At 45.9% G+C, this 23,938-nt stretch carries 21 protein-coding genes; 8 read left to right on the forward strand and 13 right to left on the reverse strand.

All coding sequences use genetic code 11. The features are described from left to right. Positions 1–65: 65 nt before the first annotated feature. The 3 genes from MH117_RS11850 to MH117_RS11860 all read right to left on the reverse strand — a co-directional run bounded on the left by MH117_RS11850 (position 66) and on the right by MH117_RS11860 (position 3,580). Positions 66–1,565 carry an ABC transporter substrate-binding protein gene (locus tag MH117_RS11850; protein WP_239328916.1) on the reverse strand — a complete coding sequence of 500 codons (1,500 nt, stop codon included), beginning with the start codon at positions 1,563–1,565 and terminating at the stop codon, positions 66–68. 615 nt (positions 1,566–2,180) lie between these two features. Then, positions 2,181–2,894, reverse strand: a complete 714-nt coding sequence (locus MH117_RS11855) for a queuosine precursor transporter (protein ID WP_239328918.1) — start codon at positions 2,892–2,894, stop codon at positions 2,181–2,183. 143 nt (positions 2,895–3,037) lie between these two features. Next, positions 3,038–3,580 carry a PadR family transcriptional regulator gene (locus tag MH117_RS11860; protein WP_239328919.1) on the reverse strand — a complete coding sequence of 181 codons (543 nt, stop codon included), beginning with the start codon at positions 3,578–3,580 and terminating at the stop codon, positions 3,038–3,040. 301 nt (positions 3,581–3,881) lie between these two features. On the opposite strand from MH117_RS11860, the gene MH117_RS11865 reads away from it, so the two are divergent. From MH117_RS11865 to MH117_RS11885, 5 genes are all read left to right on the forward strand, one after another. Beyond that, positions 3,882–4,733, forward strand: a complete 852-nt coding sequence (locus tag MH117_RS11865) for an FMN-binding protein (protein ID WP_239328920.1) — start codon at positions 3,882–3,884, stop codon at positions 4,731–4,733. A 210-nt stretch (positions 4,734–4,943) separates the two neighbouring features. Then, positions 4,944–6,818: an FAD-dependent oxidoreductase gene (locus tag MH117_RS11870; protein ID WP_239328921.1), complete on the forward strand. Its 1,875-nt coding sequence runs from the start codon at positions 4,944–4,946 to the stop codon at positions 6,816–6,818. A gap of 96 nt (positions 6,819–6,914) precedes the next feature. Then, positions 6,915–7,397, forward strand: a complete 483-nt coding sequence (locus MH117_RS11875) for an adenylate kinase and related kinase (RefSeq protein WP_239328922.1) — start codon at positions 6,915–6,917, stop codon at positions 7,395–7,397. After that, positions 7,384–8,379, forward strand: a complete 996-nt coding sequence (locus MH117_RS11880; protein ID WP_239328923.1) for a polyprenyl synthetase family protein — start codon at positions 7,384–7,386, stop codon at positions 8,377–8,379. The genes MH117_RS11875 and MH117_RS11880 overlap by 14 nt, the downstream gene beginning before the upstream one ends. Positions 8,380–8,608: 229 nt before the next feature. After that, complete coding sequence (locus MH117_RS11885) at positions 8,609–9,139, forward strand: ADP-heptose synthase (protein ID WP_239328924.1); 531 nt, start codon at positions 8,609–8,611, stop codon at positions 9,137–9,139. A gap of 167 nt (positions 9,140–9,306) precedes the next feature. On the opposite strand, the gene MH117_RS11890 is transcribed toward MH117_RS11885, so the two are convergent. The 10 genes from MH117_RS11890 to MH117_RS11935 form a co-directional block, all read right to left on the reverse strand. Then, positions 9,307–10,674, reverse strand: a complete 1,368-nt coding sequence (locus MH117_RS11890; RefSeq protein ID WP_239328925.1) for an FtsW/RodA/SpoVE family cell cycle protein — start codon at positions 10,672–10,674, stop codon at positions 9,307–9,309. 3 nt (positions 10,675–10,677) lie between these two features. Continuing rightward, positions 10,678–11,004: a PadR family transcriptional regulator gene (locus tag MH117_RS11895; protein ID WP_239328926.1), complete on the reverse strand. Its 327-nt coding sequence runs from the start codon at positions 11,002–11,004 to the stop codon at positions 10,678–10,680. A gap of 318 nt (positions 11,005–11,322) precedes the next feature. Further along, positions 11,323–12,198, reverse strand: a complete 876-nt coding sequence (locus tag MH117_RS11900; RefSeq protein ID WP_239328927.1) for a UbiA-like polyprenyltransferase — start codon at positions 12,196–12,198, stop codon at positions 11,323–11,325. A gap of 4 nt (positions 12,199–12,202) precedes the next feature. Continuing rightward, positions 12,203–13,516 carry an aspartate aminotransferase family protein gene (locus MH117_RS11905; RefSeq protein ID WP_239328928.1) on the reverse strand — a complete coding sequence of 438 codons (1,314 nt, stop codon included), beginning with the start codon at positions 13,514–13,516 and terminating at the stop codon, positions 12,203–12,205. Between the two features lie 164 nt (positions 13,517–13,680). After that, positions 13,681–15,663, reverse strand: coding sequence for a peptidase U32 family protein (locus MH117_RS11910; protein ID WP_239328929.1), 1,983 nt, complete (start codon positions 15,661–15,663; stop codon positions 13,681–13,683). Positions 15,664–15,805: 142 nt separating this feature from the next. Further along, a complete protein-coding gene (locus MH117_RS11915) occupies positions 15,806–16,597 on the reverse strand; it encodes an energy-coupling factor transporter transmembrane component T family protein (RefSeq protein ID WP_239328930.1) in 792 nt (263 codons plus the stop codon). 3 nt (positions 16,598–16,600) lie between these two features. Continuing rightward, positions 16,601–17,569 carry an ATP-binding cassette domain-containing protein gene (locus MH117_RS11920; RefSeq protein ID WP_239328931.1) on the reverse strand — a complete coding sequence of 323 codons (969 nt, stop codon included), beginning with the start codon at positions 17,567–17,569 and terminating at the stop codon, positions 16,601–16,603. Continuing rightward, a complete protein-coding gene (locus MH117_RS11925) occupies positions 17,542–18,366 on the reverse strand; it encodes an ATP-binding cassette domain-containing protein (RefSeq protein WP_239328932.1) in 825 nt (274 codons plus the stop codon). Before MH117_RS11925 ends, MH117_RS11920 begins: the two co-directional genes overlap by 28 nt. A 117-nt stretch (positions 18,367–18,483) precedes the next feature. Next, complete coding sequence (locus MH117_RS11930) at positions 18,484–19,041, reverse strand: Gx transporter family protein (protein ID WP_275444618.1); 558 nt, start codon at positions 19,039–19,041, stop codon at positions 18,484–18,486. Continuing rightward, complete coding sequence (locus MH117_RS11935) at positions 19,025–19,417, reverse strand: NusG domain II-containing protein (RefSeq protein WP_239328933.1); 393 nt, start codon at positions 19,415–19,417, stop codon at positions 19,025–19,027. The genes MH117_RS11930 and MH117_RS11935 overlap by 17 nt, the downstream gene beginning before the upstream one ends. Before the next feature lie 235 nt (positions 19,418–19,652). Between MH117_RS11935 and MH117_RS11940 the strand changes: the two genes are divergently transcribed. From MH117_RS11940 to MH117_RS11950, 3 genes are all read left to right on the forward strand, one after another. Beyond that, on the forward strand, positions 19,653–20,756 hold the full coding sequence (locus MH117_RS11940) for an FAD:protein FMN transferase (RefSeq protein ID WP_239328934.1): 1,104 nt from the start codon (positions 19,653–19,655) through the stop codon (positions 20,754–20,756). A gap of 135 nt (positions 20,757–20,891) precedes the next feature. After that, on the forward strand, positions 20,892–22,253 hold the full coding sequence (locus tag MH117_RS11945; RefSeq protein WP_239328935.1) for an anaerobic C4-dicarboxylate transporter family protein: 1,362 nt from the start codon (positions 20,892–20,894) through the stop codon (positions 22,251–22,253). A gap of 358 nt (positions 22,254–22,611) precedes the next feature. Beyond that, positions 22,612–23,841, forward strand: coding sequence for a copper amine oxidase N-terminal domain-containing protein (locus tag MH117_RS11950; RefSeq protein WP_239328936.1), 1,230 nt, complete (start codon positions 22,612–22,614; stop codon positions 23,839–23,841). Positions 23,842–23,938 lie beyond the last annotated feature (97 nt).

A 23,938-nucleotide genomic window follows, 5' to 3' on the forward strand; every position in this document is an offset into this window, starting at 1 on the left:
CTTTTCCCCCTTATCCATTCAACAGAACGAAGCCGGAGCCTGATGGCTGCGGCTTCGTTTCATCGTTATTTCTTCGATTTTACCCACTCATCGATCTGACGCTGCGCTTCTTCCATCAATTTCTCGATGCCAGCCGCTTTATATTTCTCCATTGCCTTAGGTACAAACACTTTAGGGTCAACTGTACCCGTCGTTAATGTTTTATCGAACTCATCCGACACGTTCTGTACCGCCGCAATTTCACTGCGAATGTTGGATGTATCCAACGTAAAGCCAAGCAGTGGTGCATTTTTAGCCGAGTTATTAAAATCCTCAAACTGCTTCCACTTGTCCTTCGGGTCTTCAGGCAGCAGATCCAGCAAGAAGAAATTGCCTAAGGTGAACTGCGGTACGTCATAAGCCTCTTTTCTTGCAGGAAGCGGTTCGATCGTCTGGTCATCCACACGCTTATAGTGCTTGCCTTCGATACCGTTGTTAATTAAATTGCGCAAATATTTGTCCGTATTCAACAGATTAATAAACTCCATCGATTTCTCCGGATACTTCGAAGTTGCCGAGATCGCCATCATAGAACCTGTCACAGACCAGTTGTATACCATTGCTTCTTCAGCAGGCTGCACGACCACTTTATCCGGAATGCCTTGCGACCAGCTCGACTCTGCGAAAGGTTGATAATGCGCTGTATCAACAAACCATCTGCCTGTCTTTAACGCATCACTTGCATTCGCGTCAGTATAAGTAGATACATCCGATGGCATAAAGCCTGCTTTATAATAGCGGTGCATCGTCTCATACTGTTTCATCTGCTCTGGCGTATCCAGTGTGATCTGAAGCTTCGGCTCTGCAGCATGAAGCGGCACGCCAACCGGAATCTTAGCATCGATCAAATAATCATACATCTGAGGCAAGCCTATCTTGGAGGCAATCGGCTTGATCTTCTCTTGTTCCGTAACTGTCTTTAACATCGGCTCCAGATCTTCAAGAGTTTTTACTTTTGTAATATCGAACTTATACTTGTCAACCAATGTCTTATTAAATCTGTATACACGCTGTGCGGGCAGCTCTTTGTTGACCGGAATAGCGTACAGTTCACCTTTAATCTTAGCGCCCTCTAGGAAGGAGGGGTGCACCACTTCCTTAATACCGCTGCCATACTGGTCTAACAGGTCATTCATCTTGTAAAATGCACCCTTCTGCGCATTGTTAACATAGTTAAACGCCCATGAGCAGGTAAAGGCAATATCGTATGGTTCTCCAGAAGCGGCAATTACTTGCATCTTCTTGTCATAGTCGCCCCAATCCAGCATTTTAATGTCTATCGTGGCATTTATCTTTTCTTTTGTATATGCATTCACTTTGTCAAAGACTTCTTTCGTATCCTTCTGCGGTGTGCCAATTGTATACCATACAAGCTCAACTGGTTTCTCTTCTTTCTTGTCAGCAGGTTTGCCCGCTTCTTTACCTTCAGTTGTTGAGCCGCCGCCACTGCCACAAGCAGACAACAGCATTGCCGATGCTAGCACCATAATAAGCGTGAGAAGTAGTACTCTTTTTCCTTTGTTCATGCTTATTCCCCCTAGTTGATCTTTGTTGTATCAGAAACTCAATAACTGTTAGTTACGGAGATATCTGAACTAAGACTAATGTATAACTTGAAAAACGGGTGCTGTGTAACTTAACGCAAGCTAGACAGAAAGGCATTACAATTCGGCCGATATGAAGTACGTATTTCTCCTGTTACAAAGGAGATCACCGTCTATGTAATCGCTTACAACGATGGTGATCTCATTATAAGCTACGGTTTGGTGAGGATCAATACTTTTGTAAAAAAATATGACAATATTTCTTACATTATTGCGCTATAATTTTCACCATAATATTCAATTTAAGTGTACAAAATTTTACATCGGCTATTAACAAGAGATTATTTAGTGCAGTAGAAGACTATAGCGTCATCCTACTGATCCTTGTATAGGTTTCTTTTCCATTGACGCCCTACATTTTGTAAATAAAAGCGGTATAAATTTGTATTTATTCATATGTTAAAATTGTTACATTCGTAATATTTTAACTTGTTTTTGCACATAAAATGCACATATAATACACAAAAAAACCTTAAGAACTCCCCCATTCATTCCTAACACAAACGAATGGGACAATTATTAAGGTCTGTACAACCATTAAGGTTGGTTTGCTGCCGTTTCATCTGTATTGTCAAACTGACGTACACGGAAGCTTCTAGCCCAGTACAGGAATGGAGTCGAAGCAACAGAGACGATTAATTTCACAGCATATGTGGTAATAAAGATTTGGAACCAGATGTCCCAAGAATAGAATCCGCCAAATGCAATCATGCAGAATACAAAGGAATCCGCCAATTGGCTAATTCCAGTGCTCAGATTGCTTCTAATCCATAGCTGATTCTTCTTGCCGTACTTGGCTTTCACTAGACTGAACAGCTTCACGTCAAGGAACTGGCTGACAAAGTATGCAGTCAAGCTACCCGCCGCGATGCGGGGCATCAAACCGAATATTTGCTCCAGAGATTGTTGGGCCAAGTCACCTGTCTGGGGTGTGAAAATAAGCGCCATCTGCATAATTACTGTAGTCATAATGAGCGTAAAGAATCCAAACCAGACTGCACGACGAGCTTCACGGGCGCCATACTTTTCATTTAACAAGTCTGTCGTTAAGAAGAGCGTCGCATTGGCCGTATTTCCTAGTGTCATGACGATGCCGAGCATTTCAATCGTCTTGACAACTTGAATGTTAGCCACAACCGTCATTACGCCGATCCAAGCATAAAGACCGTATTTACCAAAAAACCGATAACAAATAAGGAAGAATGCAAAGTTCGTTAACACGAACAGCACTCCCCACCATGCATTAAACATACTATTCCTCCTTAGTTTTGGTAACGCGGGATGGTTACGAACCGCGGCCCCGCCCAAGGAGCGGAGCACAGGTCTAAAATGACATAACGAACATCAATGTAACATATCTACATAGGGTTGCCAAGCGAAATGTTAGTGGAAAGTTATCGCTCCCAGAACGTGTAACTTTCCTCTGAGCGAAGATACTGTATTCCTTTCTGGAACACACTGATCTGGGCTTTGTAGTCTTCCATGCCGAACTGGAGCGAGATAAGACGCGGAGCAGAAAGTTCCTGCTTATGCATGTGATAGGCGTGCTCAAGCTGAGTCAGTTGTTCTTGACGCTGTTGAACCGCTTCTTCAAGCCGCTCAATCAACGACTCTACATCGCCAAACTTTCCAAAATAGAGGCGTGCCAAGATATCTGAGCGGTAAATGTCAGCTTGAACAGGAGAAAATAAATATTGATAAAATTGCTCCTTGCCCTGATCTGTGATGGAATACAGATTCTTGTTCGGTTTTCCTTCTTGAATTATGGTTTCCTTTTCAATAAGAGCTGCCTTCTCTAACTGTTTTAGGGTCGGATATACCGAACCATAGCTCGCATCGAAGAAATGACCGAGGCTTACTTCATAATGTTGTTTGATATCATAACCGGACATGGGGCCCTGCATCAGCAGACCCAATATAATATCTTTTGCTTGCATGTCTACACCTCGTTGTCTATTTCATTGTCACAACTTAGAAACATACTCTATTGTATAAAAATGTCCATCATGTTTCCATCCTACAATTTCCATAATGACAAATAACTAAAATATGATCATTTTGCGAACAATGTTATCGATATACAGCATCCTTTTTAAAACCCTACCTTAAACTCTTGCAAGTTTGTGATAAAGTGTTACAATGTACTTGTAGCTAGTTAGATAAAATTTTCACAAAGTATATTTTACTCAACAATCTTCAAAACAAAAATTTTCCAAAACAAAAAGGTGGAGATGTAAGATGAAAAAGAAATTAGCATTGCTTTGTACAGCGGTATTGGCATTTGGTCTTCTAGCAGGATGTGGTGGAGCAAAAGAAGAAGCTAAACAACCTGAAACATCAACTGAAACACCATCTGCAGGTGCAGAGCAAGGTCAATATAAAGATGGCAACTACTTTGCTAAAGGCACACCAGACGATAAAGGCTGGATGTACATGGTGAAACTTGAAGTAAAAGACGGCAAAATTACAGCCGTTAACTGGGATGGCGCTAACACTAAAACAGCTGGCGATACTAAAAAACAACTTTCTGAATCCGGCAAATATGGTATGAAAGCTGGCGGTGCTCAATCCGAATGGCACGAACAAGCTAAAAAGATGGAAGATGCACTGATTGAAAAACAAGATCCTAAAGCGATCGCAGTTAAAGAAGGCAAAACAGATGCTGTGTCTGGTGTATCCATTCACGTAGGCGATTTTGTAACTTTGGCTGATCAAGCATTGGCAGCAGGTCCCGTTGAAGCAGGTCAATTTAAAGACGGTGGATACCACGCTGAAGGCGCAGATTTTGATGATAAAGGTTGGAAAGAAACTGTAGACGTTACGGTATTTAACGGACAAGTTGTAGCAGCTAACTGGGATAACATCAACAAAGATGGCAAAGAAACGAAGAAACAACAATCCGTAGCTGGTACTTACGGCATGAACTGGCATGAGCAAGCTAAGAAAATGGAAGATGAGCTGATCGCAAAACAAGATCCTGCGGCGCTTGTCGTTAAAGAAGATGGTACACAAGATGCAGTATCCGGTGTATCGATCCATGTAGGCGGATTTGTTAAATTGGCTCAAGAAGCACTGGCTTCTGCAAAGTAATTCGTTTCTAGTCTAAGCATACAGAAGCAGACTAATGGCAGCTCCGTTGCAAAAAAAAGCGTATGAATCACACCTAGTGTGGAAAACATCACAGCTTTTTCTGCGGCGGGGCTCCATTCTTGATAACATGTAGCTTAAATTTAAATCTTTTGTGTTTAAATATGAATACTACATTAAACTTATATTTCACAGCAGGGGTGAAACAAAACCATGAAAAAGATCGTTGTGTTGGGCGGCGGATATGGTGGTGTTCTCACAGCGAAGAAGCTGGCTAAACGTCTCAATAAAGACAAAGACGTCAGCATCACGCTGATTGACCGCAAACCTTACCATACGATGATGACAGAGCTGCATGAAGTCGCAGCCTGCCGAGTCGATGAAGAAGCCATTAAAATGGATTTGAAACAAATTTTCGCAGGTCGTAAAGTAGATGTTGTATTAGACGAAGTGACCAACATTGACTTTAACGGTAAATCGCTTAAAGGCCGTAAGCAATCCTATGATTATGATTATCTAGTTATCGGTACCGGCTGTAAGCCTTCCTTCTTTGGAATTCCAGGGGCAGAAGAACATTCCATGACTCTATGGTCTTTCGAAGATGCTGTTCTCTTGAAACGCCAAATTCGTGACATGTTTATGAAAGCAACCAAAGAACTTGACGCCGAGATGCGTAAAGAAATGCTCTCCTTTGTAGTCGTCGGCGCTGGATTCACAGGTGTGGAATTAATCGGTGAAATTGCTGAATATCGTGAAGAACTCTGCCATGAGTTCCACGTTGATCCTTCTGAAGTTCGTCTTGTAGTTGCCGATATGGCGCCTAAAATTCTTCCGATCTTGCCGGACAAGCTTATCAAGAAGGCTGAGAAGTATTTGACCAAGATGAATGTAGAAATGATTACAAGTGCTAAAATTACAGGGGTGACCGAAAACTCTGTCGTTCTTGGCGACAAAGGTGACGTTAAAGCCCAAACGGTCGTGTGGACTGCTGGTGTCGAAGGCTCCGAGCTTGTTGGTAACCTAGATGTTCAGCAAAACGGCCGTAAGCGTATCGTTACCAACGATAAGCTGCAATCCGTTGATCATGAAAATGTGTATGTTGTGGGTGACAACATTTTCTACATCCCTGAAGGCGAAGAACGTCCTGTGCCTCAGATGGTAGAAAATGCGGAACATTCTGCAGGTATAATTGCACATAATATTACAGCTGATATTAAAAACGGTACGAAAAAATCCTATAAACCAACGTTCCATGGCACGATGGTATGTATCGGCGGTCGTTACGGTGTAGCTTCTGTCGGTATGCCTGGCAAGATGTTCAACTGCACTGGCTTTATGGCTATGCTCTTTAAACATCTGATTAACATGGTGTACTTTATTCAAGTGCTTGGTTTCCATAAAGTATGGTCTTACAAAATTCATGAATTCTTCCGTGTGAAAAATAACCGCAGTTTTGTTGGCGGCCACTTGGCTATGCGTTCGCCTAACTTCTGGTTAGTGCCACTTCGTCTCTTTATCGGTGGGAAATGGCTGTTGGAAGGTATTGAGAAGTTACAAAAAGTTATTACTGATCCAAGCAAGATCTTCTTGATTCCTGCTAAGGTTACAGATGGTACCACTGGTGCTTCGCAGGCGATTGACGCCGTTAAGGAAACCGTTGATGCGCATACAGCAGCTTCCGCAGTTGAAGGTGCGAAAACAGCGGTTGAGGCGATTCCAGTCCCAGGATTTATTAAAAGCATGGTTGATTGGTCTATGGATACTTTCTTCTATACGGCTGATGGTGGATTTACTGGATTGGCTCATTTCTTCCAAACAGGTATGGTTATTGCAGAGATCGTATTCGGCGCTATGCTGATACTGGGTCTATTCACTGCTATCGCTTCACTCGGTACAATTGCAATGGGTGTTATGATCTACACGTCCGGTATGGCTCCATATGAAATGTTATGGTATGTCTTCGGTGCAGTGGCGCTTATCGGTGGTTCCGGCAGCACGCTTGGTCTGGACTACTACTTGTACCCACGCCTGAAACGGATGTGGAAGAAAGTTCCGTTTGTGAAAAAATGGTACCTTTATACTGATTAATAAGTAAATAAGAATAGGCTTCACTCTATAAACGTAAAGTAATGTGTACATGCTGCACATTACTTTACTTATTTCTAAGGGAAGCGGGGGGTTCCCATGAACCGGCAACTCTTACAAGAAACGAACCAACTTCTAATGCAAGAACTTCCCGAGCAGACGGGAATTCATTTGAATGCGGGCGCAGACGAACCAATACTGCTGGACATGGCTGAGGTGCTAGTTAGTTATGATATGGAACAGCAAGACCGCCGAGTGCTCCTAGGATGTTATTGGCTTCTGCTTCAGTCCATTCGCAGCCATGATCATCTGCCAACTCATCCGGATCACGTCGGACGTGGCGTACTGGATGGAGACTTCTTGCAAAGCTTCTATTTGCAATTTGCACTGCGGCATGGATTCGTTGACCTCATTGCCGACTTGGCAAAGACGATGAAGCTTGTGCAGATTCGCCGGGCAGAGGGCTCCCGCACCATAGAAACACAGCTTCACCAGCGATTGTGCAGATTCATTTCCAAACGGTACTTGCGCAGATACAAGTCCAAGCAGCGCTTTAAGCAGGTGACTTATGATGTTATCTAGCCTCTCTTTGGCAGATCAACTTCATGTTTCGTTGAAGCGTGTCAACCGCGACTTGGAGCGTATCGTAACCTATGACGAAGATCTGACTTCACGATCGGTAATTACAAGAAATGTGATCGAACTCGTTCGGGCCGGCGGCAAGCGGCTGCGTCCGATTATGGTTATTATAGGGAGCCGCTTCGGCAGTGATCCTGAAAATAATAATGTTTATCGTCTCGCTTCTGTGTGTGAATTCATTCATGCAGCGTCACTTATCCATGATGACATACTCGATCAGGCAGATACAAGACGGGGACAACCAGCCCTGCACAAGAAGACAGATCCGAAGACAGCCGTATTTATCGGAAATTATATGATGTGTCGAGTTGTTGAGCTATTGACCGAGCATAAAGGGAATCTGGAGGATTACGTTAAAGATCTGACAGCCGTGACAACAACCCAGCTCTGCCTTGGCGAATACCAGCAGATGGATCAGCGTTACAAATTCGACGTCCCGTTAGAGCAGTACTGGGAAAAGACACGTAACAAGACCGCCTTGCTGATGGCGACTGCCCTGCAGCTTGGGGCACAAGCCGGACTCGCAGATCAATCTGTTAGCGAGCTGCTGTATGAATTCGGCGATCAATTGGGTATGGCTTTCCAGGTTCGTGACGATGTACTTGATTATATGCAGTCTGCTGATACATTGGGCAAGCCTGCAGGAGCTGATCTGCGTAACGGGCAAGTTACCCTCCCCGCCATGCTGGCAATGGAGGATCCTTATATACGCGAAAAGCTGCTTCAACTCGGAGCTAATTCCACTGCGGAGCAATTCGATGAGGCGGTGGGATTAATTCGAGACAGCGGCGCGTTAAGACTCGCGCTGGATCAAAGTCAGCACTTTATGAATCGTGCTTGGGCCATTACCGAGCAGTTGGCTTCTTATCCAGCCCATCGTGATTTACAGACGTTATGGCGATATTTTGAAGAACGGACTTATTAATATTTGACATCCGGGCCTGTCTTTCACAAGATAGGTCCGGTTATTTATATCCCAGTCAACCGCACATATCACAAGTATGTGGCATCGATTACCACTCCCCGGATATCACTACGCAAGCTGCCATCATGCCACATCTCTCAGGAGTCTACCCGTTTACTCTTCCGTGTGATCGGGCATGGTGTTATTATGGAATGGTGTGTATGCGTCACATCACAAAGGAGGTTTGACCGTGCAGACTCGGCAATTTGTTATTGAAGCAGTTATGTTAGCCGCATACGGTCACCTGCTCGTACCCAACAGACCGGTTCAATTCCTGATCCCTTACACAACGATCGCGGAGCTGTATGAAATGCGACAGAGCGGAGAGCGTGTCATGCCTGACCCGGAAGAAGACATGATGGCCAAGCGGCAGATGGATTCTCTGATTGGTTTCTTCGAAACCGATCTCAACAAGAAGAAGATTGAACGAGCCCTTAGCGCGCCATGGCGCAGCAGCCCACCGCTGCTGCTGCAGGACAATGTAGCTTGTGTCATCATAAATGCGATGGACAATATGCGCTACGGCGAAGTGTTTGATCCGATTGAGACAGAGCTCATCTTAACGAGCATACGCGAGCAGGCGCCGTTATTAACGGACCAATTTGAATATGTAAGCCGCATTATTGAACATGAAATCCCCGTACCGATTTATGATATCGAGGATTTCGATTATGCAATGGAGCAAGAGCTGACTCCATCGGGGTTGAACCCGAAGGTGTAACCGGTACCCTCGCCTCTCACAAGTAGCAGCTGTAGTAGCTATACACAAGCTGATGGACGCACAATAGCGACTGTCAGCTTATTAGCTGTGTAGGAGTCCATGCAGCGCCTGCCCAAAGGTCTGTAGCGATGATTAAATATAAGACCAAGCTCGCAATACTAATTTTTCTATTTTATCGGCGCGCTATCGTCCTGCAATAACGGAATAATATCTTTTCGTATATATACACTGCTGAACACACCAAACATAAACAGCCAGCCTATATTCTCCGAGTGTCCACCTGCCCCAAGCATAGGGAGGCCTGCGCCGTTTAAGGGTATGATGCCTATGATTCCGCATAAATAGATCAAGATCTTAATTGACAACAGCATTGGAACAAGCTGCATAATGAGCCGGCCCAGTCTGTGCGGCACGGCTAGTGCGGCACGATGCAGGCCATAAATCAACATTCCCATCACCACAAGCATCAGCAGTCCTGCAGACCAGCCAAATGTATGCACAACAAAAACACTTAAGTTATCACTTATGGTATGCGGTACAGGAAGCAGACTGCCAATTCCCTCTCCCCACCATCCTGCTGATGTCAGCGCTTCACGTATGGCACGGTATCCATAATCCAACGAGGGATCAAAAATAGGTGCAGGCCATCCCTCTAGTCTTCGAGTGATGTAATTCAACAGCTCATAATTAGTGGATAAGACTACACCTCCACCAATACAAAGACTGATCATGCCGTACAGCATAAGCTTATAGCGTTTCAGAAGCAGCAGCAGACCTGCCATCCCAAGCAAATAAAACAGAAGCTGGTACATTCGATATTCATACACGTAAATGAAAATGGGGGTAAAGCCCATAATGAACAGAAGCATGCGATGCCTTAGAACATTTAATGTCCCGATATGATGTACGGTAAGAAGAAAAGCAAGCAGAAATACAAATGGAGACAAGGCCCCAATATCTATCGCACCCCCTAATCCCGCCAGATAGCTTCTTGAACCTATCATATTTCCACCCATGCTTGAAATTTTACCTAACAGAAACAATCCTAAGACAAGAACATACAACCAGACGCCTCCATGAAGCCATCTGCGGTAATGAATCAGGATTGCTGCTGTAAATATAAGGAGGCCCATTCCTAAATAAAAGATTCGGGAAGCAATAAAGGAATACTCTCCCTCATAACTGGATGTCAGACTATTCACAGATAGTTCGTGGGAGATAAACGCGATTAGATAGATCATAATCCAGACAGCCACAAGACCCCATATTTCCCATGGCCATCGGTGTCGATGAATAAGATTAAATGTGTCAGCCAATTGCTTGGCAGGTCCCATCTGCTTCATGCTGCTCTCTGCAGCTTCCAGCGCCGAAAACCCGCTGCCCACAGCTTCTTCTTGAGCGGACCACAAATGGTCCAGCAGCTCATCACTAATCTGCTTATGCATATCCTTGGCCTTCACATGATTCAACACGTCCTGCACATAAGCGGCAAATCGTTCATCACAAGCACACTGACAATCAGCATCGATACACACGCGCTATGCCTCCCCCAGCACTTGATTTAAGGACCGTTGGAACAACTGCCATTCTCCTGTCTTCTCCTGCAGCAGCTTACGCCCCTTGTTCGTAATCTGATATGTCTTGCGTGCGCGTCCTTCCGCTTCACTCCACACGGCCTCAACAGCACCATCGCTTTCCAGTGCGTGCAAAATGGGATACAATGTGCCTTCCTTTAGGGCAAATACCCCGGATGAAGCAGCTTCGAGCTTCTTAATAAGCTGGTACCCGTACATGGGCTCCTTCTCTAGCATGGACAGAACCAACATGGTGGTACTGCCCTTTAATAATTCTTTGCTTACCTTCACCCTGCTCACCACCCATTCCTGATATTGGAATTTTAAATACCTATATACACTATACATCGTAAATCTATGTATGTAAAATAGCTGTTCACTCTGTAATCCATTTGTTCATGCGTATTCCCTGCTTAATCAAATAGCTGATTGCCTTATTATCGAAACTTCTACAGGGAAAATAACGCAATGGTTGGACCTTAAACGAAGAGCAGCAACGCAAAAAAGGCTGTCCCAGGCCGTATAGATGCCTTGGTTCAGCCTATTTACATGTAAACAAAGTACTGCTCTATGTTGTTTGTTGTTCTACCTCATGTTAAAGCTTGTCCACTACAGCAGAAATTGATCTGCCAAAGTACAAAACAAGATGACCATACTAATAATCTGATTTAAGTTATATGAAGCTACATTCATTCGCTTACGGCTGGCAGGCTTGATAATGTTATGTTCGATTGCTAACAGCAAACACGCAATCCCGATGCCTGTGAGGTATAGCCAGCCAAGACCTGGCTGAACCAAATACAAGGCAAGCAGCAGCAGCACCATAACCATGTGCATCGTACGTGAGATGAATAAGGCATCCTCCAACCCAAATACACGCGGAACGCTCCACAATCCTGTTTTGCTATCAAATTCAATGTCCTGTGTGGCATAAATGATATCAAATCCGGCAATCCATAACATCACAATCGTACCTAGCACAAACGGTGTCACTGCAAATTCACCAGTAACAGCAAACCATGCCCCAACAGGAGCAGAAGCAATTGTAAAGCCCAGATACAAATGACACAGCCAAGTAAAACGTTTGGTGTATGAATAAGAGCAAATCAGCAATATGGCAACAGGTGACAGCCATAAGCACAATATATTCAACATCCCCGCTGCAAGTATAAAGATTGCAAAGTTTACAATCACAAAGACGTATACCTCACGTTCAAGCAGCAGCTTACGTGGCATATGTCGGTGTGCCGTACGTGGGTTGGCAGCGTCAAACTTCAGATCCACGATGCGGTTAAAGGCGTTGGCTCCATTCCGTGCGGCGACCAGAGCGATAAGCGACCAGAGCAGGATGTGTCCAGACGGCACACCTTGCGCCGCCCAGACCATCGATATAATCGCAAATGGCAGCGAGAACAGGGTGTGCGAGAACATCACCAATTCGCCAAACATTCGCGTTTTGTGAATCATCTTATGAATCAATTCCATAACGTCATCCCACTGATGTTACGTCGGCAAGGACCGACTCCAGCGCGGTCAGCATAGCCTCAACATCTTCTTCTGGCATAATAACGGGTGGCTGGAAGGCAAGCACATTACGGCCGACTCCGTTTTTCCCAATAATGAATCCCCGGTCCTTCATCTGCTCCAAGACAAGGTCCGTCAGCTCCGCACTCGCCTGCTCATCCGCTCCGCGCAGCTCTGCGCCTGCCATAAATCCTTTGCCCCTTACATCAGCAATGACCGAATACTTCGCCTGTAAGGCACGTAACCCTGCGATCAGCTGGCCGCCAACATGAGCAGAACGCTCTACCAGGCCTTCCTGCTCGATATAATCAAGCACGGCCAAAGCCGTCGCAGAAGATACGGGATTGCCGCCAAACGTTGAAGCTGACGGTCGATTAAAGCTGGCCGCGATCTTGTCCGTTGTGGCAAATGCGCCGATTGGCACACCGTTACCAAGTGCCTTGGCCATCGACAAGATATCTGGCACAACATCGTAGTGTTCCATCGCAAACATACGGCCCGTGCGGCCGAATCCCGTCTGGATCTCATCGGCGATAAGCAGCACGCCATGCTGCTCCAATAAGGCTTTGACCTCTTTGAAGTACCAGTCGGGAGGTACAATCATACCGCCGTTTCCTTGAATCGGCTCTACGATCATTGCAGCAAAAGTATCCCCTTTCGCAGCAAGCAGTTCGCGAAGCGCCTCCACAGATCGACGTGCAGCGGTATCGGTATCTGTATCCGGTTGATATGGACGGGGAATGAAGGCCACTCCCGTATCTAGATAATCATCAGAGCGCCACATCGGTATACCGGTCACACCCATTGTTAAGAAAGTTCGACCGTGCAGGCCTTGCTCCAACGCAATAAAATGACGTCGTTTCGTATGAAGGCGTGCCAGCAGCATTGCGCCTTCATTAGCTTCTGATCCACTATTGCAGAAAAAGGTCCGCTTCAGTTCACCAGGAAGCACACCATTTGCCAAGCGCTCAGCCAAATCTACCATGGGCTGAGTCAAGTATATAGTCGTCGTATGCTGCAATGTCTGAAGCTGTTCAATCGTCTTCGCCGTGATTCGATCATTACAATGGCCGCAGGCCACGACCGATACACCCGCAAAGAAATCGACATAAGATTTGCCTGCGTCGTCGTATAAATGCTGCATCTTCCCCCGTACAATCTGCGGGGGCTGCTTATAGAAATGATGCGTGCACGGATAAAAGTACTCTTTTCGCTTCGCAAGCACGCCCTCTGGTCCGATATAGGTCTGATCATGAATTACGTTTGTTGAACTGTTCACGTTAATCCACCCTTCTATCTCACGATTTCATCCTGCTGGCCCGCAAGAAGCGGCAGACATCGAGGTCTGCCGCTCGCGATGCGGAATATACCGTAAAGAAATATCAATTTAAGTTCTTTCACATGGTCCTGCCAATGGCAACATTATGACCATCTATGCGCTCATTAAGCCTCCGTCAGCTCTAAATTCAACGCCGTTCCGAATTGAAGAGAACCTAGCGTATAACCAGCGTACACAGACTTCATCTGATCAAATAGCTTGCCGCACTGCGACAAATCCTCAGTTGCTTGGCGATATACACGGACAATATGACGCAATTGTTCAGGCGTATATGTTTTGCCTTCAATGCGGAAGTGATTAGCACCTGCTTCATGCAGTTCCTTCAGCAGCGGCAAATAACAAAGCTCTTTCGCAAGCGCCAAGTGGTTTCGGCCGCTCCAATCACGATATATTGGATTTTCCCCTTTGTCCGTCAAAAGAACAAGGTACTGATTGTCGACATATTGATTGTCTTCCTGTGCAATCGGCTCCAAAGTGGCAGCATTCTCGTACAAGTCGAGTTCCAGATACATCACTATTGGAGAACCGTGAACGATAACTTCAATTGGCGTCTTGGAGTGCGCCAGCAAATTACTAAGATCATTTAGCGGAAGCTCCAACGACGCATGTACACGCTCCATGTTGAATTGATTCCGATACACATCAGCAGACATATGGTTGTATACGTTGACGCAGAAATCGGCAATCATAGGCAGACCCAGATTACGGAATTTGCGCATAGCACCGATATTAGAAGCTAACAGTCCATCAAGTCCATAGTAATTATGATTGGCGCCATTTTTCAGAAAATGATTGTACTGCTCCATATGCATCTCTGTCATCATCCGAGGCATGCCTAACAGAATCTGAGAAGCACCCTTCTCTGCCGTAAGCTGCTCTATTTCTGCACGATTAAATGGACGATCTGGTTGGAACACATCTCCGGTTAAGTATACGTAGTCTGCTCCTTCTTCAATCGCAACTCGTGCTTGTGCCATATTATTAACGTGCACGGAAATGGCAGGCTTAGGTCCTGTACCAGCAGGTTGACGCTGTACCGCACCCAATGTATCACTAATCTGGACAAGCCGTTCCTCTTTCATTTCCCGCTCAGCTGTAGGTGTGCTGAATACTTTACCCGTACTGTAGAACTTGCCTGTGCCTTCATAGCGGGTATTAATATAATCCAGACCCGGCTTACCGAACGCATATGCAGTGGAGAAGTCGCGTTTGCGGTTCTCGTACAACGTATCTGCGCCTTCTTGACGGTTATAGCCAAGCGGATCTGCAATATAACGATCAATGGCTTCGCCGTAGCTATTTATAACCATCGACAAAAATTCAATGTCGCGCATACGTCCCTCTAGCTTGAAGGATGTAATGCCTGACTTAATCAACTCTGGAATATGTTCATACATATACATATCTTTCGCTGCAAGCGGATATTCAGTCGGGTAGACGTTGCCGTCCTTTTTCACCCGATAATCCCAACGGCAAGGCTTCATACAGCGCCCTCTGCTGGCGCTGTTGCCATAAAGCATCGCGCTGTACAAACAGTTCGCTCCGTGTACCGTACACATGTCACCATGAACAAAGTACTCAAATTCCATTCCCGTCTTCGTTTGCAGCATTTCTGCCGTATGCAGATCCATCTCGCGCGATGCCACGATACGGGTCACTCCCATATCACGCATCGCCTCGATCATTTCGAGGTTATGCACATTCATCATCACGGACGAATGGACAGGGATATTATTCAGATTTAACTGCTGAATCAGTGGGAATACAGCCAGATCCTGAGAGATGATTGCATCGGGCCCGACTTTGTCCAGAAACTCAAAATATCGTTTTGCTTCCTCTAAGTCTTCTTCATTGAGCAGGTTATTCACCGTAACATACGCACGTTTCCCACGGGCACGTGTCATGTTAATTGCTTCACTTACTTCATCGTAACTTAAATTGTACCCCTTGCGCATCATGCGCATATTCAAAGAGGGTCCCCCAAAATAAACGGCATCACAATTAGCGTCTATAACAGATTTAAAAATTTCAAAAGTTCCAGCAGGAGCCAAAAGTTCAATTTCTTTACCGTTAAAATATCTCGCCACAGTCGTTCCTCCCCACCCCGTATAAAATTTAAAATTGTATATATTTAAATTACAACAAATACCGACAGGTTTATGTGACATTATTCACATTTTTAGAAAACGAATTTCCTATGTGTTACATTTGTATGCGGAACGGCCCGTCTTATAGGATAATCATTCCTGCTGTAAGCACAATAAATAACAAAATAAATAAGGTATCTGTCCCTTGCCACGTCAAATAACGCAATGAGGTTCTTTTGGCATCCAGCACGTATCCGCGTGATTCCATCGCCATTACGAGATCTTCAGCTCTGCGAAACGCACCAACTGTTACCGGTACCAACAGCGTCACAACCAACTTGCCTTTTTCCTTTAGCTTCAGATCCTCATAATCAGCGCCACGTGATGCTTGTGCCTTAAGTATCTTATTGGCTTCCTCAAAAATAGTCGGAATAAACCTTAGCGCAATCGTAATCATCATCGTCCACTGTTGTGGGGATACGCCTATCAGCTTAAGCGGCTTTAGTACCGCTTCTAAGCCCAGATTAAGTTCAATCGGTGTAGTCGTGAATGTAAGTATAGATGTAAAGCAAACTAACAGTAGCATGCGCCACACCGCGTACACGCCGAGGAGAACCCCTTCGCTAGTCACGGTAAAGCTGCCTATGCTTAGCCACACATCACCGCTATGTTCAAATAACACGTAAAAGAGAAACATAAATGCCATAAGCGGCCACAATGGCTTTGATGCACGACCATAACGACGCAGTGGAATACTGGAAGTCATCAAGATGACAAGGGAGAACGCTGTAATCACAGCTAATTCCAAGCTGTAATCCGCACAAATGACGGCAATCAAAAAAAGTACCATAGCCGTCAGCTTAGCACGTGGATCAAGCTGGTGGACCCATGATTGCGCCGCCACATAGCGGCCCATAATCATTCGGTCATCCATACATTACTCCCCCTTTTCATACGAATCAGTCATACCATGCGGTGACACCATTTCTGGCGGCTCCTGCTGGCCAACCGTGTTATCGTTAGCCTCTCTATCCGCAGCCCCACTTGTGGCGCCACTATTATGAATGAGCCAATCAGCCCATCCCTCTATTCCAGAAGGAAGCTCATCCACCATGATGCCCGTTCGCTTCGAGACTTCATGAGCCAGCTTCATCTCACTTGGAACCACAATCCCTGCTGCTTGCAGCAAATGTGGAGACCTCATCAGGTCTGCATGTGTCCCTGCGTACGTTACTGTCCCTTGCTTCATTAATATAAACTCATCCGCTGCCGTAAGAACTTCATCCAGACGGTGTGTGACCATCACAATTGTCCTGCCCTGCTCCTCACACAGCCGCTTTAGCAATGCAATCAGCTCAGTACGGCTTACAGGATCCAACGTAGCTGTCGGTTCGTCCAGCACTATTAACTCTGGGTTAGAAGCCAGCACAGTAGCAATGGCAACCTTTCGCATCTGACCACCGCTTAACTCAAAAGGACTACGTGCCATGAACGTCTCATCAAGTCCCACTGCCCGCAGAGCAGCCACTGCCGCTTCTCGTGCCTGTTCTTCGTTCTCACCAAATTGGATCGGACCGAACATTAAGTCTTTTTCAACGGTTTCTTCAAATAGCTGCTGCTCAGGAAATTGAAACACAAGACCTACACGGCTTCTAAGCGGCTTTAGGCCTTTCACCTTCGCACCGGCCGCGAAGACAACATCATATACTTGAAGCTTCCCCTTGGTAGGCTGATAAATGCCATTAAAGTGCTGAAGCAGCGTTGACTTCCCCGATCCTGTAGCGCCCAGAATCGCATAGAACTTCCCCTGCTCCAAGCGTAAGCTTACGTCAATTAACGCAAGGGGCTGATGGCTACCCGCCTTCGAATATTGATAGCTTATTTGCTCACATGTAACGATGGCCATAGCGCTTTCATCAACTCCTCCTCATTGTGATGAAGCCCAATGTCCAGACCCTTTTCCCTTAGTTCGAGTGACAGCGCCAAGGAAAATGGCGGCTGCAGCCGGCATTCCCAAGCAAGCTCTCTATTCTCAAACAATTGAATAGGCTTCATATCCGCTGCAATCACTCCGTTCCGGATGACAACAGCTCGGTCAGAGGCTAATATTTCTTCCGCATCATGAGTGACGGACAAGATAGTAAGTCCTTGGTTCTTATGTAAATGTCGCAGACGCAGCAGCATATCCTGCTTGGAGCGCTCGTCCAACATGGAGGTGGCTTCGTCCCAGATCATGATTTCCGGGTTCAGTACCAGCAATCCGGCAATTGCAACCCGCTGCTTTTGCCCGCCGGAGAGCGAGGCAGGATGACGGTTCAGCCATTCGCTAATGCCTAATTGTTCTGCTATTGCATCAATTCGCTGCTTCATGTCTTTACGGGGCACGCAGCGATTCTCCATGCCAAAGGCGATGTCGTCGCGCACGGTCGTAGCAATAAACTGATTGTCTGGATTCTGGAACAGATATCCGGTACGCCGGCGTATATCACCAACACTCTCACCGTCCAGCAATGTACCATCTATATGTATCGTACCCGAATCTGGGTCGAGCAACCCGTTAACAAGCTTAACAAGGGTTGACTTTCCTGAGCCGTTAGGCCCGACAATCGATACCCACTGTCCACGCGGGACATGCAGCTCCAAGTCGGAAAATAACGCTTCTCGCTTAGGAAATTGAAAGTGTACATTTTCCAATCTAATCATCCTGGTTCTGCCTCCTGCCCGCTAAGATGTAGTCCAACATGATGAAAGCATCATGCCTCTCCACAGGACATGACGCCGCCAACAGCTATGTTTCACTTTAAATATGAATACAAAATTTCAGTTCTCTGGTACAAATGGTTCAAATATCGATAGTTTTGACAATGAGGCTACAACATATTTAACAGCGATACCGATAAATATCCCGGTTACGACACCCAGCAGCATTAACGGCGGCAAATAATAAAAGATTTTTGAAGTCTTAAATACAATGACCGCAGCTGTTAATTGACCAATATTGTGGGCAACTCCACCAACCACGCTAATTCCAAGCAAACTAATATGTCCACGACCGATCTTCATCAGGCCGTACATCACAATAAAGCTGAACAGCGCGCCTAAAAAAGAGAACAGAAACGCAGAAAAGGTGCCAAGGAGCAGCGTCATAAGCAGCGTCTTGAGGATGACAAGCGCAAAGGCGTCTCGCCCCTTCAAAAAATATAAACAAGTAAGCACCATAATATTGGCAAGCCCAAGCTTCGCACCCGGGATGATAAGCTGCGTTGGCAGCAGGGATTCCAGTATACCAAGCACGACCGCAACTGCACTAAAGATCGCGATAATAACCGCCTTCTTCAGTTTAAGGGAAGTGTCGCTTAACTTAACTGACGACGGCATCGAGATCACTCTCCTCTCCGCTCTCGCTCTTCAGCTCTACCAAGACGCGGTGCGGCAAGCATACGATCGTATCTCCAGCTCGTGTGACAAAACCGAATGACAGACACACTTTATCCGGACAATCCGCATCAAACATCTCGATGCCACCGTCATGTACTTTCAGCACATTTAGGCCGTGGTCTGTTTTTACATTAATAAGCTGCTCTTCTTTTGTGATCTTCACTTTTTTAAACAATTTGCCATCAACCGATATCTCGGCATACACATTAGCATTGTGCATATTTTCACTTTGATTTTGAAAAAGCCATTTGGGTACGAAGAAAGCCAAGGCCGCCACAATGACTACTCCAATCAGGATTAAGTCTCCACGTTTCATTCTGGTTGACTCCTTGAGTTAAATATAATTTTAAATATCTATGCCATTATACAACTTAGTGAACAATCATTCAATGTTAGAAGCAAGGCGTAACGATGAACAAACACTTGCTGTAATACGATTTCGGCATTGCGCTATGAGTCGTTTCCTTTCCAATTTGCATGTCTGCTGATATAATGAGGTGCTTGTACAGATGCTAATAGCACACTGATTAAGAAATACGGAGGAATATGCTATGAGACCACATTCGACATCACGCTTGATACCATTGCATCGCCTCGGGTCTGTCCTTATTGTGGCTTTATCGATGGCTCTATTATTCAGCGGATGCGGAAGCAGTGCTGATCAGACAACCGAAAAAGGCAGCACAACGGCCCAGCAGGAAGCGAAGACCAAATCATACTTTATTTTTGATACCATCGTAACTGTGAAAATATACGACTCGCGCGCAAATGATCAAGACTTCGAGCAAATCAACTCACTTATGAAAGACATTGAAAGTGAAATGAGCCGAACATTGGAAACGAGCGAACTGTATAAGCTGAATGCCCAGGCTGGCACGGGTCCTGTTCAAGTTTCGAAGCCATTATATCAAGTCATCGAGACATCGCTTGACTATGCAGCTCGAACACACGGACGCTTCGATCCAAGCATCGGACCGCTCGTTAATATGTGGAATATCGGGCACGATGATGCCAGAGTACCAGCGAAGACTGAGATTGATACAGGCCTCAAGCTGCTTGGCTACGATAAGGTCAAGCTGGACAAGAGCAACATGACCGTCTCACTTGAGAAGGATATGGTTCTTGACTTAGGGGGAATTGGCAAAGGCTACGCAGCCGATGTAATTGCCGACTATGTACGAGATCAAGGCTATAAAAGTGCCATTATCGACCTTGGCGGCAACATTTACGCAGTAGGTCAGAAGCCTGGCGGCATGGACTGGACAATCGGTGTCCAAGATCCGAACGAATCAAGAGGCAATCAGATTGGCCGTATGAAGGTAGCGGACAAAACCATTGTCACGTCAGGCGTATATGAGCGCTACTTTGTTAAGGACGGCAAGCACTACCATCATATTCTGGATTCAAAAACGGGCTATCCCGTTGTAAACAATCTCAATAGTGTGACAATTGTTACCGATCGCTCTACTGATGCAGATGCATTGTCCACATCCGCGTTTTCGCTTGGATTACAAGAAGGCATGGCCTTTATCGAATCCAAGACTGAAGCGGAAGCAATCTTTATTACGACTGACCAGAAAGTATATTGCTCTTCTGGCATTAAAAAATATTTCGAGCTTACCAACGAGGCTTACCAATTTGCTGAGTTAAAGTAACTGTAAGGAATCAAGCAGCATGTACCGTTGTTCAATTTCTGCCCGCCTATCCGAACTGCGCGCATCTTGAAGCGTACGCCCGGATAAGGCGGGTATTTTATTGCCACGCTATAAGTTAAGGAAAGGTCGTGAGTTATGTTTGGACTTCAACTATTAATCGTTATCCTCGCCCTATATTTTGGTTCTCGCCTTGGTGGCATTGGTTTAGGTGTAATTGGCGGCTTAGCGTTAGCCGTGTTGACATTTGGCTTCGGCTTGACGCCAAGCGAGCCACCGATTGACGTAATGCTGATGATTGCAGCGGTTGTAACGGCTACCGCCATTATGCAGACCGCTGGCGGCATGGACGTCCTCGTCCGTTTGGCCGAGCGTGCTTTGCGCCGCAATCCCCAGCATATTACTTTTATGGCGCCCGTCGTGACCTACTTGTTTACGTTGTGCGCTGGTACTGGGCATGTAGCTTATTCGGTCATGCCCGTCATCGCCGAAGTGGCACGTCAGTCTGGCGTGCGCCCAGAACGCCCGATGTCCATCGCTGTAATCGCATCACAACAGGCGATTACAGCAAGCCCAATTTCAGCGGCTACTGTTGCATTGCTTGCGCTGCTCGCGCCCAAAGGTTATCATCTGCCGGATATCCTTATGGTAAGTATCCCAGCTACGCTGGTTGGCTGCGCGCTTGGTGCCCTTGTCATGAGCCGATACGGCAAGCCCCTGGCGGAAGACGAGGAATTTAACCGCCGCGTTAAAGAAGGCAGCGTTCTGCCCATTGGGGTGAACGATCGTTCCAACTCAGGTGCCGGTCAAGATCCGTCAGAAGCGTCTTCAGGAAATGCTTTACAGCGTGGTCCGATACTGTCCGTAGTGTTGTTCCTGCTAGGTGTTCTTGGTGTCGTCTTATTTGGTTCCTTCCCAAGCCTGCGGCCTAGTTGGACGGATGCCGAAGGCGTTCTGCAGACGCTCGGCATGCCTCAGATCGTTGAAATCGTAATGCTGTCAGCCGGCGCACTCATCCTGCTGGCTACACGTGCTTCCGCCGCCAAGGTTGTTACCAGCGGCATCTTTACGGCCGGCATGCAGGCCGTTATCAGCATCTTTGGTATCGCTTGGATGGGCGACACCTTCTTCCGTGGCAACATGGAGATGATCGATGGTGCGATCAGAGATATCGTCACCGCTGCGCCTTGGATGTTTGCCTTTGCTTTGTTTGTGATGTCTATTCTGCTTAACTCGCAGGCAGCAACTGTACGCGGGCTCATGCCGCTTGGACTGGCAGTAGGCATACCAGCGCCAGCGTTGATTGCGATGTTCCCATCGGTTAACGGATACTTCTTTATCCCGAACTATCCTACCGTTATTGCCGCCATCAACTTTGACCGGACAGGAACGACACGGATTGGCCGATATCTGCTCAACCACAGCTTTATGCTGCCAGGCATAGTAGCTACTGTATCGGCGGTCGCGATTGGATTTGGCATATCCAGCTTGCTGCTGTAAATTGTAGTGTAGAAAATGTGGCAAAGAAATAAATTCCCTTGAGTACACTCCACTCACGTTCTGATGAGCCTCTCCCTGCGCCCATGATGAAGTTCATCATACTAGCATTGGGAGAGGTTTTTCTGTGCAGGGAGGTCATGCTGTCTTCAACTGTAAAAATGTAAAATACATGAGGTTCCTTTTTTGTTAAACGGTTTTATGCATTGACTTCCTCGTTCACTGTTCACCCTGATCTAATCGGTATTTAATCGTGCATAAATTAACATATAGTAATCGCTTTCATTTACCGCTATAATCAATTTAATATTTATGTAAATTCCAGACTTTTCATCTAATAGCCATGTGAGGAGATATGCCAATGATAACTAGCACGCGCACCCGTTTCGCCGCTCTAGCGCTAAGCTTTTCCTGCCTCTTTTTCTACTCCAGCACTATAATTCCAGCCAAGGCCGCAAGTACGCACGCCAATACTATATCCGTACTCATCGATAACAAGCAGATTCATCTGAATACGGCACCCATCACAAGTAATGGCTCCATTCTTGTCCCATTTCGACCTATTTTTGAACAACTGGGACTACATGTACAATGGGATGGCAAAAGTCAGACTGTAACCGGGACGCGGGACAAGCTCGTAATTAAACTCCAAATAGGCAGTAAGCAAGCCCGCATTAATGGAACTGCCGTCGCCTTAACCAGCGCTCCCCAATCCATACACAACTCAACTTATATTCCCATTCGTTTCATTGGTGAAGCAACGGGAAATACCGTGAAGTGGGACAAACACAACCAGCAGGTGCTCATCTCAACTTCCTCCACAACCCCGAAAGAGCAACAATCAGAAGAGCAGCAAGTGATGTCTCTGTTCACGCAATATATTCAATTCGCTAATGAAAAAAATTACGAACGTCTCATGGGATTAATGGATACTAAAGGGTCATTGTACCAACTCGGCTCCAGCATCCAAGCACAGATGAATAAATTCGACTTGGCTACAACCCTCAAGGAAATTCATGTACTTGATCTACGTGGCAATAGTGCGCTTGTGCATACCGTTGAACTAACGCACAGTGTTAAAGGAGCCTTTAAACCTGACAGCCGCAGCGACAACTTGTATACCGTAAATAAGGTAGACGGCGCATGGAAAATAAGTGAACGCGATGTTAGCGATCTGGTCTATATCGTACTTGACGATGTGCTGCTGTCACGAGTCAGTCTGCCGGATAATGAAGAGAAAAATGTCATGGACTCACTACAGCAGGTAGTTAAATATGAAAACGAAGAGAATATAGAGGGCCTGCTTGGCAGGATGAAATTGTCCACGAACGAGCTTTTGCAGTCCAAACAAGCATATGTCAAACGATTTAATACTTTTGACTTGGCCGTGAGCCTTGAACAAGCTAAAGTCATTCATTATAGCGGTAATGAGGTCGCCGTTCATATGGTGCAAACATTTAAAAAGATAAAAGGACCCGATTTCGAAAATGTGGAAACCTCTAGTGTTGTTGTCTTGGAGCAAGGCGCGGACGGGCAATGGATGATTGTACGGACATATCCACTGCGTACAACACCCCTTGCAACTCCGTAAACTATACACGAGCGGGCATATCATTACACAAATACAGCCCCGCCTCAGTCAAGGAGCTATAGGCTCTATAACCTGCGGCAGGGCTGTATTTATGGAT

Source organism: Paenibacillus sp. ACRRX, assembly GCF_022346885.1.
Taxonomy (GTDB): domain Bacteria; phylum Bacillota; class Bacilli; order Paenibacillales; family Paenibacillaceae; genus Paenibacillus_B.

What these genes read in the sequence shown, in the direction of transcription:
- MH117_RS11940 (WP_239328934.1), top strand. Translation starts at nt 19,653, where the DNA reads ATGAGACCACATTCGACATCACGCTTGATACCATTGCATCGCCTCGGG.
- MH117_RS11930 (WP_275444618.1), bottom strand. Translation starts at nt 19,041, where the DNA reads ATGCCGTCGTCAGTTAAGTTAAGCGACACTTCCCTTAAACTGAAGAAG.
- MH117_RS11865 (WP_239328920.1), top strand. Translation starts at nt 3,882, where the DNA reads ATGAAAAAGAAATTAGCATTGCTTTGTACAGCGGTATTGGCATTTGGT.
- MH117_RS11860 (WP_239328919.1), bottom strand. Translation starts at nt 3,580, where the DNA reads ATGCAAGCAAAAGATATTATATTGGGTCTGCTGATGCAGGGCCCCATG.
- MH117_RS11875 (WP_239328922.1), top strand. Translation starts at nt 6,915, where the DNA reads ATGAACCGGCAACTCTTACAAGAAACGAACCAACTTCTAATGCAAGAA.
- MH117_RS11880 (WP_239328923.1), top strand. Translation starts at nt 7,384, where the DNA reads ATGATGTTATCTAGCCTCTCTTTGGCAGATCAACTTCATGTTTCGTTG.
- MH117_RS11900 (WP_239328927.1), bottom strand. Translation starts at nt 12,198, where the DNA reads ATGGAATTGATTCATAAGATGATTCACAAAACGCGAATGTTTGGCGAA.
- MH117_RS11855 (WP_239328918.1), bottom strand. Translation starts at nt 2,894, where the DNA reads ATGTTTAATGCATGGTGGGGAGTGCTGTTCGTGTTAACGAACTTTGCA.
- MH117_RS11950 (WP_239328936.1), top strand. Translation starts at nt 22,612, where the DNA reads ATGATAACTAGCACGCGCACCCGTTTCGCCGCTCTAGCGCTAAGCTTT.
- MH117_RS11870 (WP_239328921.1), top strand. Translation starts at nt 4,944, where the DNA reads ATGAAAAAGATCGTTGTGTTGGGCGGCGGATATGGTGGTGTTCTCACA.
- MH117_RS11920 (WP_239328931.1), bottom strand. Translation starts at nt 17,569, where the DNA reads ATGGCCATCGTTACATGTGAGCAAATAAGCTATCAATATTCGAAGGCG.
- MH117_RS11915 (WP_239328930.1), bottom strand. Translation starts at nt 16,597, where the DNA reads ATGGATGACCGAATGATTATGGGCCGCTATGTGGCGGCGCAATCATGG.
- MH117_RS11935 (WP_239328933.1), bottom strand. Translation starts at nt 19,417, where the DNA reads ATGAAACGTGGAGACTTAATCCTGATTGGAGTAGTCATTGTGGCGGCC.
- MH117_RS11945 (WP_239328935.1), top strand. Translation starts at nt 20,892, where the DNA reads ATGTTTGGACTTCAACTATTAATCGTTATCCTCGCCCTATATTTTGGT.
- MH117_RS11850 (WP_239328916.1), bottom strand. Translation starts at nt 1,565, where the DNA reads ATGAACAAAGGAAAAAGAGTACTACTTCTCACGCTTATTATGGTGCTA.
- MH117_RS11925 (WP_239328932.1), bottom strand. Translation starts at nt 18,366, where the DNA reads ATGATTAGATTGGAAAATGTACACTTTCAATTTCCTAAGCGAGAAGCG.